Genomic DNA, 16451 nt, shown 5'->3' with positions numbered 1-16451 from the left:
ATCTCCCATAGAGTATTTCTGTGGGAGATTTTTTGGAGGTAAGACCATGTTAATGGGAACAATCAAAAGTTACAGTGAAAAGAATGCATTTGGCTTTATTGAACAGGATAACGATAAGGAAGATTTGTTCTTCTTTAAGAATGCGTTTAGAGATGATCAGATTCGCGATATTCAAGCAGGCGCTAGGGTAGAATATGTAGTAGTAACAGGGCAAAAGGGTCCTCAAGCAGCAAAGGCGCAAATCGTAACCGACGAAGGTTAATTGTCAAATCTATCAGTAACGGTTAAAATAACTTTGGATTAAGGTGATTTTGTGGATTTTGAAGAGAAGGTACTTAGTACTGAAAAGATATATAACGGAGCAATCATTGATGTTATTAAGCAGAAGGTGGAGCTCCCAGATGGTCAGACTTCATACCGAGAAATTGTTCGTCACGCTAAGGCAGTTGGGGTACTCGCAATTACCGATGATGATAAAATGATTTTGGAAAAGCAGTGGCGAGCACCAGTTTCTGAAACGGTGTTAGAGATTCCCGCGGGTAAACTTGATAGTCGTGATAAGTCAAGCGAACATGCCGTTTATCGAGAGTTAAACGAAGAATTACGGATGAAACCAGCCGAAATAAAATTACTAACTGGGTTCTACTCCACTGTTGGCTTTTCGGATGAATATATGGAATTATACCTTGCTAAGGGATTAAAGCCGGTTACTGACGAGTTACCAAGAGACAAGGGTGAATTTCTTGAGTTATCGAAGGTTAGCTTATCTGAAGCGCTTAAAATGCTTGCTAACGGCGAAATAAAAGATGCAAAGACAACGACTGCTATTTTGTATTGGCAGTTCTTAGAGAACCAAGAGTAGGTGAATAAAGGTGCCAATTAAAAATAATGACGACACAGAACCATTGACTAGAAAACAATACCGGGAACGTCAACGTCAAGGGGAGCGAAAAGCTGCTCCTAAACCTAGGCGAGAACCTGATGTGGTAAGTGATGACCAAAGTGGTGATGACATTCCAAGTCGGCAACCTCAAACATCAACAGAAGCTGAGGATTTTAAGACGCCCAAGTGGCATCGAACAAACCGGCGGTTGAATTGGATAATCGGCGTTTTGCTGGTCCTTGTTTTAATTGTTTACTTGATCTTATTCTTTATTAATTAGGAGATTACGAATGACATACGGAATAATATGTGCAATGGACGAAGAAATTGAGGTTCTTAAGGGAGCCTTGACAAACACAAGCACTAAAACGGTTGGCCACGCAGACTTTTTGAGTGGTCAAATTGGTAGTGAAAACGTTGTGATCGTTAAATCTGGAATTGGTAAGGTCCAAGCTGGAATTACAGCTGCCTTGTTAATTACTGAGTTTAACGTTGATGAGTTGATTAATTCAGGATCAGCTGGTGGAGTTGGCGAAGGACTTCACGTTGGTGATGTGGTGGTTTCGACAGAGACTGCGTATCACGATGTAGATGTTACTAGTTCGGGTTACGAAGTTGGTCAATTACCAGGGATGCCAGCTCGTTTTCCAGCGGACCGTGAACTTGGGGACCGAATTATTGAGGCAGCCCAAGAAACAGGTCTAAATACTGCAAAGGGACTGATTGTATCCGGCGATCAGTTCGTGGCTAGCTCTGAAAAAACAGCTGCCATCGTTGCCAATTTCCCAGATGCGCAATGCGTTGAAATGGAAGGGGCAGCTGTAGGCCAAGTGGCATACGAAAACAAGGTGCCTTACGTTGTGATTCGGGCCATGTCTGACGTTGGTGATGAGGACGCAGAACAATCCTTTGACCAATTTATTATTCAAGCTGGTCGTAGATCCGGCGAAATGTTAATTAACTTATTTAAGAACTAGATTTACAGGAAGTGAAAATTGTGGAAGAGATTTATTTAGATAATGCCGCAACAACGCGGGTTTCAGACGAAGTTTATGCTGAGATGATGGATAAGTATAAGAATGTGTACGGAAACGCATCGACGTTGTACGGGCTTGGGCGTGAAGCTAAGCAGGTGATGGAATCTGCTCGGGAAACTATCGCAAAGAGTATCAACGCAGATCCTGAGGAAATTATCTTTACCAGCGGTGGTTCCGAAAGTGACAATACTGCAATTATGCAGACAGCGTTAAGTCGTCAGGATCTTGGTAAGCACATTATTACAACGGCGATTGAACATGAAGCCGTGCTGCAACCAATGCGAGCTTTGGAAAAGCAGGGGTTTGAAGTAACTTATTTGCCGGTTGATGAGAATGGCTATATTTCGATGACTGATTTTAAAGAGGCACTTCGTGATGACACGATTTTGGTTTCAATCATGATGGGTAATAATGAGGTCGGTTCTGTAATGCCAATTCATGAAATTGGTGAGATATTGAAGGACCATCAAGCTTGGTTTCACACCGATGCAGTTCAGGCTTATGGATTGCTAGATATTGACGTTCAACGAGACCATATCGATCTGTTATCGACTTCTGCTCATAAAATCAATGGTCCAAAGATGATTGGATTTCTATACAAGCACCAAGGGGTTAATTTCCCAAGTTTTGTAAAGGGTGGTCAGCAGGAAGATAAGCGCCGAGCAGGAACTGAAAACGTACCGGCCATCGCTGGGTTTGGTAAAGCTGTTGAGACGATAACCAGTGATGAGAAGCATCGGCGGCAGGAAAAGTATTATGGGTTCAAACAGTATCTTATTGACCAATTAAAAGCTAATAACGTTGACTTTGAAGTCAATGGTTTGGTTGCAAAGGATAACCTAAACCATGTCTTCAATATTTGGTTAAAAGGGATTTCAACTTACGTAATGCAAACTAACCTTGATTTGGCAGGAATCGCTGTTTCAGGTGGCTCAGCATGTACTGCCGGCAGTATTGAGCCGTCTCATGTGTTAGTGGCTATGTATGGCGAAGATAGCCCCAGAATCTCAGAATCAATTCGAATCAGCTTCGGTCGATACACCACTAAGGAAGATTTAGATAAATTAGTTGATGCAATCGTCAAAACTATTGGTAGAATAAAGAAGAAAGGGGTTACAAACTAATGGCATTTTCAAAAACAGCAAAAGCAAATGGCGATAGTGTGACGTATGAATTATCGGATCAGGTTAAGCGGTACTCACTTAAAGACGTTGGGTTCACGGAGACAAAGCAAGGAAACTATTCCCTTGAGCGGTCTCTTGACCCAGGCTCTCCGTTTAATGCAACTTATAAAGTAAAAGTAATGGTTAAAAAGGATTTAACTGGATTTAGAATGTCAGTAACTACCGGAAATGGATTGAAGCCGGTGAATATTTTTGCAAACGACGATACTGCTGAAAACGTTGAGCAATTTCGGTTTGTAATGCAAAACTTAGTTGATCGTGATATTTTAAAACCAAATCATGAATAAATATAAGAGTAGTCGTGGCGGTGCTTTCAGCAACCTACGGCTATTTTTTTATCAAAAGTTAGGTTGACATCAAGTCAAAAACAAATTAGAATCTTATTAAAAATAAATTAGATTTCTAATTTATATTACATGGAGGTATGTTATATGGCAAAAGCACAACCAGCATCAGAAATTGATTGGAACGACCTTGGATTTGATTATATGGATCTCCCATATCGATTCCTTGCCCATTACGAAAATGGTAAGTGGGACGAAGGTGGATTGACTGAAGATTCAACATTACATATCAGTGAGGGTTCAACTGCCCTTCATTATGGTCAAGCTGACTTTGAAGGATTAAAGGCTTATCGGACAAAGGATGGTAGTATTCAATTATTTAGACCAGATCAAAACGCAAAGAGAATGCATAACAGTTGTGAGCGGTTATTAATGCCTGCTTTCCCAGAAGATAAATTTGTTGAGGCTGTTAAAGCGGTCGTTAAGGCAAATGCTGATTATGTTCCTCCTTATGGTACTGGTGGTACTTTATACTTACGTCCATTGATGATTGGAGTTGGGGGTAATATCGGTGTTCACCCTGCTCAGGAATACATCTTTACTATTTTCGCAATGCCCGTTGGTGCTTACTACAAGGGTGGAATGACGCCAACCAACTACGTAACATCAGATTATGACCGGGCTGCCCATAAGGGAACTGGTCAATCTAAAGTTGGTGGTAACTACGCTGCTAGTTTGTTACCTGGTGACGAAGCCCATAAGCAAGGTTACTCAGATGTTATCTATCTTGACCCAGTTAACCATCAAACGATTGAAGAAGTTGGTTCGGCTAATTTCTTTGGAATCACTAAGGACGATGAATTTATCACTCCTAAGTCACCATCGATTTTGCCAAGTATCACTAAGTTCTCACTTTTGTGGTTGGCAGAAAATCGCTTAGGTTTGAAAGCTACTCAAGGGGTTGTTGATATCGACGACCTAGATAAGTTTAAAGAAGCAGGGGCCTGTGGTACTGCTGCGGTTATTTCACCAATCGGTAGTTTGACTCACCATGGTAAGAAGCATGTCTTCTACAGTGAAACTGAGGTTGGTCCTACAATTAAGAAGTTATATGATACGTTAACTGGTATCCAATTTGGCGATGTTGAAGCGCCAGAGGGATGGATTCAAAAGGTTGAGGTTTAATATAAACTAAGAGTATCGGTAGTTATCCTGTTGGGTAACGCGACCGGTACTTTTTTGTTAGCAAAACGGGTGGTATTTGAGAGAGATTTGCGTTATCATAAAATTTACTGGAAATTACGACCTTCAAATCGTGGATTCTCCAGAATCTCTTTGAAATGATGGTGGTTTTTATGACAGACAACAGTCAGACTCGTGTTGTTGTTGGAATGAGCGGAGGCGTCGACTCTTCAGTCGTTGCTTACGAACTCAAACAACAGGGATATGACGTGATTGGCGTTTTCATGAAAAACTGGGATGATACGGATGAAAATGGCGTCTGTACGGCAACTGAGGATTATAAAGATGTTGCCAAGGTTGCAAACGAAATTGGAATTCCGTACTACTCAGTAAACTTTGAGAAGGAGTATTGGGACCGCGTGTTCACGTACTTCTTGGACGAGTATAAGAAGGGTCGGACTCCCGATCCTGACGTTGTATGTAATAAGGAAATCAAGTTTAAGGCATTCTTGGATTATGCCCTTGAACTTGGTGCTGATTACATTGCAACTGGTCATTACGCTCAATTGACTCGAGATGAAAATGGGCACAACCATCTTCTCCGTTCTACGGATATGAACAAGGATCAAACTTATTTCTTGAGTCAATTGTCAGCGGACCAACTTGATCGGGTTATGTTCCCAATTGGTAACATGACTAAGCCTGAGGTTAGAAAGATTGCCAAGGAGGCCGGATTAGCTACTGCAGCTAAGAAGGATTCAGTTGGAATTTGCTTTATTGGTGAGAAGAACTTCAAGGAGTTCCTTGGTCACTACCTTCCAGCAACTCCAGGCAAGATGATGACCGTTGATGGCGAAGTTAAGGGCCAACATGCTGGTTTGATGTATTATACTATCGGTCAGCGTAAGGGCCTTGGTATCGGTGGCGACGGGGTTGATAACCAACCTTGGTTTGTAATTGGTAAGGACTTGAAGAAGAATATCTTGTACGTTGGTAAGGGATACGAGAACGAATTGTTGTATGCCGACTACCTTGATGCGTCTGATATTCACTGGGTCAATAACCTTGACCGTGGCAAGGACTTCCATTGCACTGCTAAGTTCCGTTACCGGCAAAAGGATCAGGGCGTTACTGTTCACATCAGTGATGATGGGAAGACGGTTCGCGTTGATTTTGATGAGCCAGTTCGGGCAATCACTCCGGGACAGGCCGTTGTTTTCTACGATGGTGAGGAGTGCCTTGGCTCAGCAATTATTGATGCTGCTTACAAGAATCAAAAGGAATTGCAGTACGTATAACCTTTAATTAACAACTTGTTTTTAATCGCTAACTTTGTGATTAGAAATGGGTTGTTTTTTTGCAATCAGTTTTGAAAATCTTCATAATACCTGTCATAATAAGGAAAGATATTATTTGGAGGAAGCACTGTGACTAGATTGTATTTTGTGAGACATGGAAAAACTGAGTGGAATCTGGAAAGCCGGTACCAAGGTGCTGGTGGTGATTCACCCCTACTTGAGCAAAGCTATCAGGAAATAAAGCAAGTTGGCGAATTTTTAAAGGATATTGAGTTTGCCCATATTTATGCAAGCCCTATCAAACGGGCTCGGGATACAGCTCTAGGAATTCGGAAACAACTAAGTAAACAGCCACCGATCACGTTCTTATCTCGATTGGAGGAATTTCACCTTGGCAAAATGGAAGGGATGAAGTTTGCTGATGTGAAGGCAGAATTTCCAGAGGAGGCTGAGAACTTCAAACTCCACCCTGATAAGTACGATAATTCAGTTATCGGTGGTGAAAGTTACCCAGACGTAATTGCCCGAATGACTCCGGCAATTCAGGAAATCGTTCAAGCAAATCCTGACCAAAATGTACTGATTGTTAGTCACGGAGCAGCGTTAAACGCTGAAATGAACCATTTGTTGGGAGCGAGTTTACCTGACTTGAAAAAACGCGGTGGGTTGGCGAATACCAGCACGACCATCATTGATAGCAATGAGGCCGGAACTGTGTTTTCACTGGTTAAGTGGAACGATACAGAGTACTTGAACCGAGAAATAAGTGAAACGGATATTGTATAGGTGAGATAAGTTGGCTAATCAGAATAAAGACGATTTACAAAGAGAAAACCAGGATAAACAACGGAAGTATATGACAGAGCGGGAAAAGGAAGAGCAGAAGGCGAAACAACTAGTTCATGAATTAGTGGTGAAGATTGATCAGGATCCAGATAATTACCGCAACTATTATGAATTAGCTACGCTATTGGTTGAAGGAAAAGACTACCCTCAAGCTGAAGAACTATTAATGAAGGCACTAGGTAGGTTTGCGACCGCTGAAATCCAAATTGTTGATTTATTGCGATACGGATTGGGTAACGTGTACTATGCAGCTGAAGAATTTGATAAGGCAATCGCCGAATTCCAAAAGGTTACTGATAAGGGGTTACAGTTTCAGTCGTATTTAATGTTAGCTCAGAGCTATATGGCGAAGGGAGATAGTAAACGTTCGTTAGCATTTGCAATATCTGCCCAAGAAAAGAATCGCAAAGATAAGACTGTGAACCAGTTGATTGGTGACAACCTATTGGCGTTAGGTAATTTCACCCAAGCTGGTGAATTTTACGATATGGTGCTGGAGATTGATTCAAAGGACGGTAAAGCCAATTTTAATCGGGGAATCGTTGCAATGATCAATGATGAGAACTTCAGTGATTATTTTGATAAGGCAAAAAAGTACGACCAAAATTACTTTAACGACGGTCAGGAAAGACTAAAGGATATCGAAAAGTTCATTCAACTCAACAAAAAGAAACAAGAGTAAGGGAGAATCGTTTTGGCTGATTCAATTGATTTGTTTGATGTCGCTGGCGACAATAATACTGAAAAATTTATCGATGGCCGGTTAAAAGCCATCTTTTTTGCGAGCGATGATAGTTTCTACAAAGTGCTATTAGTTGAAATAACCAATACAAATCTTGATTGGGATGAAGCGGAAATCGTTGTTACTGGAAGCTTTGGGGATGTAATTGAAGAAACTGCATACCATTTTGTTGGTAAATTGATAGACCATCCTCGGTACGGTAAGCAATTTCAAGCAACTAATTATTCAACGGTAATGAAGACGACTCGGCGGGGAGTGGTCAACTTTTTATCGGGAGACAAGTTTCCTGGGGTTGGCGAAAGGACTGCTGAAAAAATCGTTGATGTTTTAGGAACGGATGCCCTTGAAAAGATTGATAATGATCATTCGGTTCTTGACCAAGTTGGCTTGACCGATAAGCAAAAACAGTCGATTACCGATAATTTGGTAATAAAGGATGACCTGGAAAAGGTTATCATCGGCTTGAATAGTTATGGTTTTTCAAATCAGTTAAGTTCAGTTATTTACCAGAAATATCGGGATGACGCTCTGAATATCATTGCCGAGAATCCCTATCGGTTGGTTGAAGATATTCCATCTATTGGGTTCAAACGAGCTGATGCGATTGCAATTGATCAGGGAATCGCCCCAGATGCCGCGGTTAGAATCAGTGCCGCCTTGCTTTATAGTATTCAGACACTTTGCGCCCGCAATGGAGACACATACACTACCACTCAACCATTGCTACAGGAAACAGAGCGGATGTTGGGTGCGCGTGGGGAAGATGTTCCCGCTAATAAAATTGCCCAGGGGCTAGTGGAACTTTCCAAAGAATCAAAAATTATTGGTGAAAAGGACCGAATTTTTCTAACTGGTTTGTACAATGCCGAAGTTCAAATTGCTGAGCATCTCAATCGTTTAATAAAAAACAACGAAGATGAAGAAGTTGATGATGAACAGCTTGATAAGGTAATCAGGAAAGTTGAACGAAAGTTTGACATTGAGTACGATGATTCCCAGGAAGCAGCCATAAAGCAGGCTATTAAATCACCGCTGTTTGTCTTGACTGGAGGACCCGGAACTGGGAAAACCACGATTATCAACGGAATCGTGAATGTTTTTAGTGAACTTAATGATTTTTCCCTTGATATCAATGCTTACAAAGATAAACCATTTCCAATCCTGCTTGCAGCCCCAACTGGGCGGGCAGCAAAACACATGACCGAAAATACCGGGTTACCAGCCAGTACGATTCACCGACTCCTCGGGTTGACTCAGAACGATAGTGAGGATGCGGCAATCACCAAGGATATTGATGGCTCACTTGTGATTATTGATGAAATGTCAATGGTCGATACTTATTTGTTTAAGATGCTCGTAGCGGCGCTTCCTAGTCACATTAAGGTGGTACTAGTTGGGGATGCTGACCAGCTTCCATCAGTTGGCCCAGGCCAAGTTTTCCATGATTTGATTGAATCAAAATCACTACCAGTAATGAAATTAAATCGAATTTATCGGCAAGATGCTGATTCAACGATTATTTCGCTTGCCCACCAAATTCACAGTGGGCGGCTTCCAGAAGACTTTACCGTCAACAAACCCGATCGGTCTTTTATCCCTTGTAGTCCAGCCCAGGTGAGCTCAGTTGTCGATCAAGTGGTCAAAAGAGCTAAGACTAAGGATTTCCCCCGAATGGATGTTCAGGTACTTGCCCCGATGTACAGGGGACCTGCAGGAATTGACAATCTAAACGACTCAATTCAGACCGTCTGGCAGGATACTCCCGGCAAAAAGAAAGTAGAAATTCGAAACCACAGCTACATGATTGGCGATAAAGTTCTTCAGCTGATCAACAATGCTGAAAAAAATGTCTTTAACGGTGATATTGGTCAAATCGTGTCAATGAAGCAGGAAAAGGGGCAAGACGCACCGACTTCAATCACAGTTGATTTTGAGGATACAGAAGTCACTTATGAAAAGAGTGAGTGGAACCAGTTTACATTGGCCTACTGTACTTCAATCCATAAGGCTCAAGGTAGTGAGTTTGATATGGTAATTCTCCCAATCGTTCATCAATTTAGTAGGATGCTTCAACGAAATTTGCTATATACCGCAGTTACCAGAGCAAGTAAGTTCTTGATTTTAGTTGGAGAACAAAGTGCGTTTGAACAGTGTGTTGAGACCGTATCAGTTAATCGGCAGACTTCATTGATTGAGAAGGTCAAACGAGCCGTTGGAATTGATGACGGTACTGAAGAAAATGTTCAAATTGAGTCTGACGATACTGAGATTATTAATGAACACACCGAGGAGCCAAATTCAGAATCACTGAATGATGATAAAGTACTAACGGTGGCAAAAATATTGGGAAATGAGATTGACCCAATGATTGGGATGGAAGATGTTACCCCAGGGGATTTTATGAATTAGAAGATTTAGGGGATTTCTTAATGAAAAAGTAGTAATTTTTATGTTATGATTTTTTTAAACAAACACTCTTGGAGGCCATCATGACGGACAGTAAGTCACAACCAGATATTAAAATTTTTGCCCTTAATTCCAACATGGAATTAGCTGAGAAAATCAGCGCAGCAGTAGGTATTCCTTTGGGGAAGTCCACAGTAAAAAAATTCAGTGACGATGAGATTAAGATTAGTGTTGACGAAAGTATTCGTGGTGACGAAGTTTATGTTATTCAATCAGTTTCTGACCCAGTTAATACGAATTTGATGGAATTGTTGATCATGGTTGACGCTTTAAGAAGAGCATCGGCCGGCTCAATCAATGTTGTGATTCCCTACTATGGCTATTCACGGGCAGACAGAAAAGCTCGTTCACGGGAACCAATTACAGCTAAGTTGATTGCGACGTTCTTCCAGATGGATGGAGTTGATCGAGTGGTAACACTTGACCTTCATGCAGATCAAATTCAGGGCTTCTTTGATATTCCTGTTGATCACTTAAGAGCAGCTCGTCTTTTGGCAAATTTCTTTGAGAGTAAGCATGGTGCTGAAGATGTTGTTGTGGTTTCTCCTGATCATACCGGTGTTTCACGGGCAAGAACATTTGCTGAACTGCTAAACGCACCAATTGCGATTATTGATAATCGTTCTCCGGAAGATGCTAATACTATTCCTGAGTCAGTAATTGGGGATGTTAAGGGCAAACGAGCAGTTGTCGTTGATGATTTGATCGATACTGGTATCAAACTCGAAATCGCGTCAGAAACTCTTAAGAAAGCTGGCGCCTCCGAGGTGTTCGCTATGGCGACGCACCCAATCTTCTCAGGCGATGCCGTTTCTAGGTTAAAGAATTCGCAAATCGAGAAGGTGATTGTTACTGACTCAATTAAGGTTAGTGAAAAGAATCAGTTTGATAAACTTGAAATTGTATCTGTTGATAAGTTGTTTGGCGAGGCCATCAAATTGATTCACAACCAGCAATCAGTTGGTAAGCTTTTCGGTAGATAAAAAATAATTTATGGGGTGACAATTAATGTATAGCTATCGTGCTAATGAAAATCGTTATGATAACGCATTTGTAAGAAGAGCCGGTGATTCGGGGCTTGAATTACCAGCAGTTTCGTTTGGATTGTGGCACAGCTTCGGGGATACAGCTAATTTTGGAGATAGCGAGAAGGTAATCCTAAAAGCTTTTGATGAAGGAATCTTTAGTTTTGATTTGGCTTATAACTATGGCCCTGGTTCTGGTGCTGCTGAGAGAATGTTCGGTAACGTTTACCGAGAAGATTTAAAGCCATACCGGGATGAACTTGTTATCACGACTAAAGCCGGCTTTAACATGTGGCTTGGACCTTATGGTAACTTCTCATCAAGAAAAACGTTGATCAATGCGATTGATGGAAGTTTGGAACGGATGGGATTGGATTACGTTGATATTTTCTATAGCCACCGTTTTGATCCCAATACCAACCTTGAAGAAACTGCCGATGCCCTGAATGATATTGTTAGGTCAGGCAAAGCACTGTACGTTGGGATATCTAACTACGATAGTAAGCAAACCGCTGAAATCACTAAATACTTCAAAGAAATGCACACACCATTTGTAGTTAACCAAGCCTCTTATAATATGTTGAACAGGACCATCGAGGATGATGGACTGCTCGACACATTGAGAGATAATAATAAGGCACTGGTTGCATATGGTCCACTTGCCGAAGGATTATTAACGGATAAATACCTCGGTGGTATGGAAGATGACATCAAAGTTCACTGGAGCAATGATTTTATGTTCAAGAACGGCAAGGATGCCCTCGTTAAGAAACTTAATGAGCTTAACGATATTGCTGCAAATCGGAACCAGTCACTTGCTCAAATGAGTCTTGCTTGGCTTCTTCATGATGATGTTGTTGCCAGTGTTGTAACTGGAGCATCAAAGGTTGACCATTTGATGAGTAACCTTGAGGCTTTGAAAAACACCAAATTTACAGCCGATGAATTAACTAAAATCGATTCAATTATTAAGGGTTAGTTCCCTTACATTAAAAGCGTTAAACGGATTTACCCCGTTTAACGCTTTTATTTGGTATAATCAAACTATAAGGATGAATTGATGGGAGAAAGGCTATGAAAAAGAAAGTTACAATTAACGATTTAGCTAAAAGAGCTGAGGTGTCTGTTACCACTGTTTCACAAATTCTTAATGGTAAAGGCGATCGGTTCAGTAAAAAAACTGTCGAGAAAGTTCATGAACTGCAAAAAGAAATGGGATATGTTCCTGATTTTAATGCGCAAAGTTTAATTAGACGTTCTGGGAGAACGTTAGGGATTATCGTTCCCAATATTAATAACCCGTTCTTCTCAAGATTTTTACGAGGAATTGAAAGCGCTGCCCTCGAAAGAGACTATGTACCGTTAGTGTTTGGATCAAATGATAGTGAGAAACAAGAAACTCGGTATTTGTTTGAATCAATCCGGCGGGCCGCTGATGGTCTGATTATTGCTTCTGCCGTGTCTGATTTAAACGAAATTGATCATATTCTCTCACAGAATGAAATTTCTTATTTATTAATTGACCAAGCTCCGGTTAAAGATGGGGATCAAGTTGAGGTTCATAATTATGATGGTGGTAAGTTATTAGCCGATCACTTGCTAAAAAATGGCCATACAGACGTATCAGTTGTGAAAGCTAACAAACCCACAACTAACTTGGAAGAACGGCTACAGGGCTTTCTAGACGCTTTTGACGCAGCTGGCCACAAAATTGAACCATCTCACGTTATTTCTGCAGATTTAACTAAAATGGGAGGATACGAAGCTGCCGACTCTGTCCTCAAAACTAAGACAACGGCGGTATTTGCTATCAATGATGAGGTCGCCTTTGGGCTGTACCGGGCATTTGCCGAAAAGGGGATTTCAATTCCTGATGATATCTCAGTTGTTGGTTATGATGATATTGATTTGGCTGAATACTTTACTCCTAAATTAACAACTGTCCATCAACCAGCATTTGAGATGGGGGAAACGGCTGCAAAATTATTAATCGACCGAATTGAAAATCGTGATACCCCAAAACAGCGAGTATCGCTTTCGATTCACCTGGAAGTTAGAGATAGCGTTAAAAAAATCACTGAATAATTATTGTTATAACGGTTTAAATTTGGTAGAATCTTGTTAGTAAAATGTTTTAACCAACGAAATTCTCATTTCAAAAGAGGAGATTTGATATGACAAATAAAGTAGTAGTTTTGGGAAGCTTAAACGTTGATACAACGTTGCATATTGCTGAAATGCCAAAGCCAGGGGAAACAATCAGTGCTCATAGTAAGACAAATTCAGCTGGTGGTAAGGGAGCAAATCAAGCTGTCGCGGCAGTTCGGTCTGGAGCTGAAACTAGTTTTATCGGTAACGTCGGCAATGATAATTTGGGCGAATTTATGAAGGATTCACTTGCCGGGAACAAGGTTAATATTGATCATATAGAGATTGCCTCCGCTGAGGGAACAGGATCAGCTGTAATTCTTCTTGATGAGCATGGTCAAAATTGTATTATGGTTTATGGTGGCGCTAATCAAGCAATGACTAATACAACTGTTGATAAAGCAGCAGACTTGATTAAAGGGGCAGATATTTTAATTTCTCAATTTGAAACCCCACAAGAGGTAACTAAGCATGCGTTTGAGATTGCTAAGCAAAATGGAGTTACAACTGTCTTGAACCCCGCACCGGCCCAAACGATTATTGATGGTCTCCTTGAAGTTACTGATCTAATTGTCCCAAACGAAACAGAAAGTGCTAGTTTGACTGGGATTCAAGTTGTTGATACTGACTCGATGGACAAGAATGCTGAGAAGTTCTCCGAAATGGGAATTGATAACGTAATTATTACTGTTGGCAGTAAAGGTGCCTACTATCACACAAAGAGCGATAGTGGATTTGTAAAAGCCTTTAAAGTTAAAGCAGTGGATACAACTGCCGCGGGAGATACCTTTATAGGTGCATTTAGTTCTCAGGTGGATAAAGAGTTGGCCAATGTTAAAGAGGCACTTATTTATGCTCAAAAGGCTTCATCCATTACTGTTCAAAGACCGGGAGCGTTACCATCGATTCCTACTAAAGATGAGATCAATAAAGCTTACAAATAAATTTTCAAAATGAGATTGCTTTATCATTTCTTTTCTGGTAATATTCTTGCGTTGACATAAATGGCGTCCAAAATTTAGGTTCACAAAGTACCATTATGGTGTTATATTCGATTTGTAGATTAGTTCAATTAAAAGGAGTTTATAGCTATGAGTAACAAGTTAGAAATTCTTGAAGAATACAAGAAGGCAGCCTCTGAGTTAAATCAGCTTAAAGCAAAAGAGGGCAGTCACAATCTTCGCGACTCTAACGAAACCGTGGTTATTCAGCCGCAGTTCGGTGATCAAATGCACGAACTGACAAACAAATGTAGCCAATTGACTATGATCATTGAAGCTATGAATGCGTCAGAAGATTAGGTTAGAAAGATAAAGCAACTAAATTTAAATTAGAAAAAGCAAGCGAATTTTTCGCTTGCTTTTTTCGTAGCCTAAAAATTATTTGATAACAACGCAGCCGCAACGGACCACTTTAGTTCATTACGACCTTTAAGGTTAGTTAACCAGTCGGATGGGAATGACACCGGTGCGTAGAGAACAGAAGCTAACATGGATGTGATAGAGCCAATAGTGTCAGCGTCATTACCAAGGTTGATTGCCTTTTTTACTGCTGATTCATACTTCTCGGAGTTCATTAGGCACCAGAATACGGATTGAAGCGTGTCTATCACGTATCCAGAACTGATAACTTTTTCATTAGGTATTCGATAAAAGTCAGCTTTATCAAAACCAGTAAAGAAGGTCAATTCATAACTGTATCCTGGCTTTTCAGCGTAATAGTCTAGCACTTCAGTAATTGCATGAAGCATTGCATACTTATTCGGATTCATTATTACCCGAATAATGACATTAGTTAGGATGGAGGAGGCAATCAAACTGCGTTTGTGTCTGTGGGTAACTGAGGTGAACTTTTCAACGTACTCGCAAATTGTGTCATCAAATGAGTAATCTGGGTATTTGTTTAACAGATAAAAGGATAGGGGCATCAACCGCATTAGGGCACCGTTGCCGTTATCCTCTTCTGTCTCACCACCACAAAGTTCAGGGGGAGTTCCTTGGTTGAACTTTTCAATGGCGTTCATTGTTGTTCTGCCAATATCGAATGACTTTCCAAGTGGAGTGTAATGCCCAAATTTGTACCAGTTAGAGTATCTAAGCATGAGATCGTTTAAGTTGAACCCATATGTAAGGCTGTTGAGGGACGCAACCGTCAAGGATGTATCATCTGACCAAACACCTGCGGGCAGGTCAAAGGCCCCGTGGCCAGTCATCTTGCTAACGGGATTTTTGAATAATGATTGTCGCTTTTTAAATTGAATTGGGACTCCTAGTGCGTCACCAATTGCAACCGCAGTTAGTGATTGGAAGAGGAGATAACTGGTTGAAAACATAGAGCTTACCCCTTAAGTCGAATTCTAGTTTAAGATAAATGGATATTGGGTCTTTGAAAATTCAATATTGTATTTTCGTTTTCCTAACTCTTCACCGTCGATTTGACCGTGACGAATTGCTTCACATCTAATTGTAAACGATTTCTTGGAATAATGATGAACAAATTTCAAGTTTAGGTGCTTTCCCGCCATTAATAACACGATAAATTTTAACAATTGAAAAAATGTTGGTTTTTCAACGATAATTAATTCGAGTTTTTCATCACGGATGGACGCACTTGGTGCGATTCGGACACCGCCACCGAAGTAGGGAATGTTTGTGGTGGTTACTAGGTATCCATTTGGAATGGATGTTTGTTTATCATCAATGGTGACAAAAATTGGCATTGCTTTAAATGTCCTAAGCACATGCAAAATCGAGGCAATATAACTAAACCTACCGAGGATGGAATTTTTCTTTAGTAGCGAATGATTTGCTGTGTAAACCACGGTAGCATCAAATCCAATCCCGTAGTTGTTGATAAAGTGGCCAAGTTTGCCCGAATCTAGATCGCGATATTTGCCAATAAAAATTGAGGTTGGCTTGGAGCTTGAGATAATTTGGTTGATTCTTTTCTTCCAATTTGTTGGCATGGAAACTGCCCGGGCAAAATCATTGCCTGATCCAATCGGCAGAAAAGTGACTGGTATTTTGGTAAGTAGAGGGTGGTTTTCATAAAACTGACAGCAACCTTCTACCACTTCATGAAGGGTGCCATCACCACCAGCCGCAATAATAACAATATCCTGAGTTTGGTTGTTATGAATTTCTGTTAGAAGCCCTTTAACCTTAGAGGTAGCGTGACCCGGGAAGCTCGTAGTTATAGTTTGAAAATCAACGTTCAAATTGGTCAGGTAGTCGTTGATTTTTGGCCATAGCCGTTCAACGTTTCCTCCCCCTGCGGCGGGGTTAACCACGATATAGTATTTTGTCATTGATGATTCCCCCGGAAATAAAATATGTAAAAAAATAGTTTGGAATCAT

18 protein-coding genes are annotated in these 16451 nt (G+C 40.8%); 16 read left to right on the top strand and 2 right to left on the bottom strand.

Annotation, left to right across the window (positions count from 1 at the left end):
• The first annotated feature begins 46 nt into the window (after positions 1-46).
• The 16 genes from QOW94_RS03840 to QOW94_RS03765 all read left to right on the top strand — a co-directional run bounded on the left by QOW94_RS03840 (position 47) and on the right by QOW94_RS03765 (position 14396).
• A complete protein-coding gene (locus QOW94_RS03840; RefSeq protein WP_283678875.1) occupies positions 47-262 on the top strand; it encodes a cold-shock protein in 216 nt (71 codons plus the stop codon).
• A 51-nt stretch (positions 263-313) separates the two neighbouring features.
• Positions 314-862: an NUDIX hydrolase gene (locus QOW94_RS03835; protein WP_283678874.1), complete on the top strand. Its 549-nt coding sequence runs from the start codon at positions 314-316 to the stop codon at positions 860-862.
• Between the two features lie 10 nt (positions 863-872).
• Positions 873-1163 (top strand): hypothetical protein, encoded by a 291-nt coding sequence (locus QOW94_RS03830; RefSeq protein ID WP_283678873.1) that lies wholly within the window; start codon positions 873-875, stop codon positions 1161-1163.
• 10 nt (positions 1164-1173) lie between these two features.
• Entirely contained in the window at positions 1174-1860 is a 687-nt protein-coding gene (locus QOW94_RS03825; protein WP_283678872.1) for a 5'-methylthioadenosine/adenosylhomocysteine nucleosidase, read from the top strand.
• Positions 1861-1880: 20 nt separating this feature from the next.
• A complete protein-coding gene (locus QOW94_RS03820) occupies positions 1881-3044 on the top strand; it encodes a cysteine desulfurase family protein (RefSeq protein WP_283678871.1) in 1164 nt (387 codons plus the stop codon).
• Positions 3044-3391 (top strand): DUF1831 domain-containing protein, encoded by a 348-nt coding sequence (locus QOW94_RS03815; RefSeq protein WP_283678870.1) that lies wholly within the window; start codon positions 3044-3046, stop codon positions 3389-3391. The genes QOW94_RS03820 and QOW94_RS03815 overlap by 1 nt, the downstream gene beginning before the upstream one ends.
• A gap of 144 nt (positions 3392-3535) precedes the next feature.
• Complete coding sequence (locus QOW94_RS03810) at positions 3536-4573, top strand: branched-chain amino acid aminotransferase (protein WP_283678869.1); 1038 nt, start codon at positions 3536-3538, stop codon at positions 4571-4573.
• A 170-nt stretch (positions 4574-4743) separates the two neighbouring features.
• Entirely contained in the window at positions 4744-5868 is a 1125-nt protein-coding gene (gene mnmA, locus QOW94_RS03805; RefSeq protein ID WP_283678868.1) for a tRNA 2-thiouridine(34) synthase MnmA, read from the top strand.
• Positions 5869-5997: 129 nt separating this feature from the next.
• Entirely contained in the window at positions 5998-6654 is a 657-nt protein-coding gene (locus QOW94_RS03800) for a histidine phosphatase family protein (RefSeq protein WP_283678867.1), read from the top strand.
• 10 nt (positions 6655-6664) lie between these two features.
• Positions 6665-7396, top strand: coding sequence for a tetratricopeptide repeat protein (locus tag QOW94_RS03795; RefSeq protein WP_502867234.1), 732 nt, complete (start codon positions 6665-6667; stop codon positions 7394-7396).
• Between the two features lie 12 nt (positions 7397-7408).
• Positions 7409-9865 (top strand): SF1B family DNA helicase RecD2, encoded by a 2457-nt coding sequence (recD2, locus tag QOW94_RS03790; protein ID WP_283678865.1) that lies wholly within the window; start codon positions 7409-7411, stop codon positions 9863-9865.
• An 80-nt stretch (positions 9866-9945) separates the two neighbouring features.
• Positions 9946-10905: a ribose-phosphate diphosphokinase gene (locus tag QOW94_RS03785; RefSeq protein ID WP_283678864.1), complete on the top strand. Its 960-nt coding sequence runs from the start codon at positions 9946-9948 to the stop codon at positions 10903-10905.
• A gap of 25 nt (positions 10906-10930) precedes the next feature.
• A complete protein-coding gene (locus QOW94_RS03780) occupies positions 10931-11926 on the top strand; it encodes an aldo/keto reductase (RefSeq protein ID WP_283678863.1) in 996 nt (331 codons plus the stop codon).
• 95 nt (positions 11927-12021) lie between these two features.
• The gene (rbsR, locus tag QOW94_RS03775) at positions 12022-13032 is read left to right on the top strand and encodes a ribose utilization transcriptional repressor RbsR (RefSeq protein WP_283678862.1); all 1011 of its coding nucleotides are present in this window, start codon (positions 12022-12024) and stop codon (positions 13030-13032) included.
• An 89-nt stretch (positions 13033-13121) separates the two neighbouring features.
• Positions 13122-14039, top strand: a complete 918-nt coding sequence (gene rbsK / locus QOW94_RS03770; protein WP_283678861.1) for a ribokinase — start codon at positions 13122-13124, stop codon at positions 14037-14039.
• Between the two features lie 147 nt (positions 14040-14186).
• Positions 14187-14396, top strand: a complete 210-nt coding sequence (locus tag QOW94_RS03765) for a hypothetical protein (RefSeq protein WP_283678860.1) — start codon at positions 14187-14189, stop codon at positions 14394-14396.
• 71 nt (positions 14397-14467) lie between these two features.
• On the opposite strand, the gene QOW94_RS03760 is transcribed toward QOW94_RS03765, so the two are convergent.
• Together QOW94_RS03760 and QOW94_RS03755 are read right to left on the bottom strand one after the other, a co-directional pair.
• Positions 14468-15427 (bottom strand): ADP-ribosylglycohydrolase family protein, encoded by a 960-nt coding sequence (locus tag QOW94_RS03760; protein ID WP_283678858.1) that lies wholly within the window; start codon positions 15425-15427, stop codon positions 14468-14470.
• A gap of 24 nt (positions 15428-15451) precedes the next feature.
• On the bottom strand, positions 15452-16402 hold the full coding sequence (locus QOW94_RS03755) for a diacylglycerol/lipid kinase family protein (protein ID WP_283678856.1): 951 nt from the start codon (positions 16400-16402) through the stop codon (positions 15452-15454).
• Positions 16403-16451: the final 49 nt, after the last annotated feature.

Source organism: Lentilactobacillus sp. Marseille-Q4993, from assembly GCF_951230165.1.
GTDB lineage: Bacteria > Bacillota > Bacilli > Lactobacillales > Lactobacillaceae > Lentilactobacillus.
Note: the sequence above shows the minus strand (reverse complement) of the source record. Positions and strands in the feature narration are given on the sequence as shown.

Excerpts from the sequence above, each read along its gene's own strand:
- QOW94_RS03785 (WP_283678864.1), top strand. The coding sequence starts at position 9,946 with ATGACGGACAGTAAGTCACAACCAGATATTAAAATTTTTGCCCTTAAT.
- QOW94_RS03780 (WP_283678863.1), top strand. The coding sequence starts at position 10,931 with ATGTATAGCTATCGTGCTAATGAAAATCGTTATGATAACGCATTTGTA.
- QOW94_RS03840 (WP_283678875.1), top strand. The coding sequence starts at position 47 with ATGTTAATGGGAACAATCAAAAGTTACAGTGAAAAGAATGCATTTGGC.
- QOW94_RS03825 (WP_283678872.1), top strand. The coding sequence starts at position 1,174 with ATGACATACGGAATAATATGTGCAATGGACGAAGAAATTGAGGTTCTT.
- QOW94_RS03810 (WP_283678869.1), top strand. The coding sequence starts at position 3,536 with ATGGCAAAAGCACAACCAGCATCAGAAATTGATTGGAACGACCTTGGA.
- rbsK (WP_283678861.1), top strand. The coding sequence starts at position 13,122 with ATGACAAATAAAGTAGTAGTTTTGGGAAGCTTAAACGTTGATACAACG.
- QOW94_RS03755 (WP_283678856.1), bottom strand. The coding sequence starts at position 16,402 with ATGACAAAATACTATATCGTGGTTAACCCCGCCGCAGGGGGAGGAAAC.
- mnmA (WP_283678868.1), top strand. The coding sequence starts at position 4,744 with ATGACAGACAACAGTCAGACTCGTGTTGTTGTTGGAATGAGCGGAGGC.
- QOW94_RS03760 (WP_283678858.1), bottom strand. The coding sequence starts at position 15,427 with ATGTTTTCAACCAGTTATCTCCTCTTCCAATCACTAACTGCGGTTGCA.
- rbsR (WP_283678862.1), top strand. The coding sequence starts at position 12,022 with ATGAAAAAGAAAGTTACAATTAACGATTTAGCTAAAAGAGCTGAGGTG.
- QOW94_RS03765 (WP_283678860.1), top strand. The coding sequence starts at position 14,187 with ATGAGTAACAAGTTAGAAATTCTTGAAGAATACAAGAAGGCAGCCTCT.
- QOW94_RS03815 (WP_283678870.1), top strand. The coding sequence starts at position 3,044 with ATGGCATTTTCAAAAACAGCAAAAGCAAATGGCGATAGTGTGACGTAT.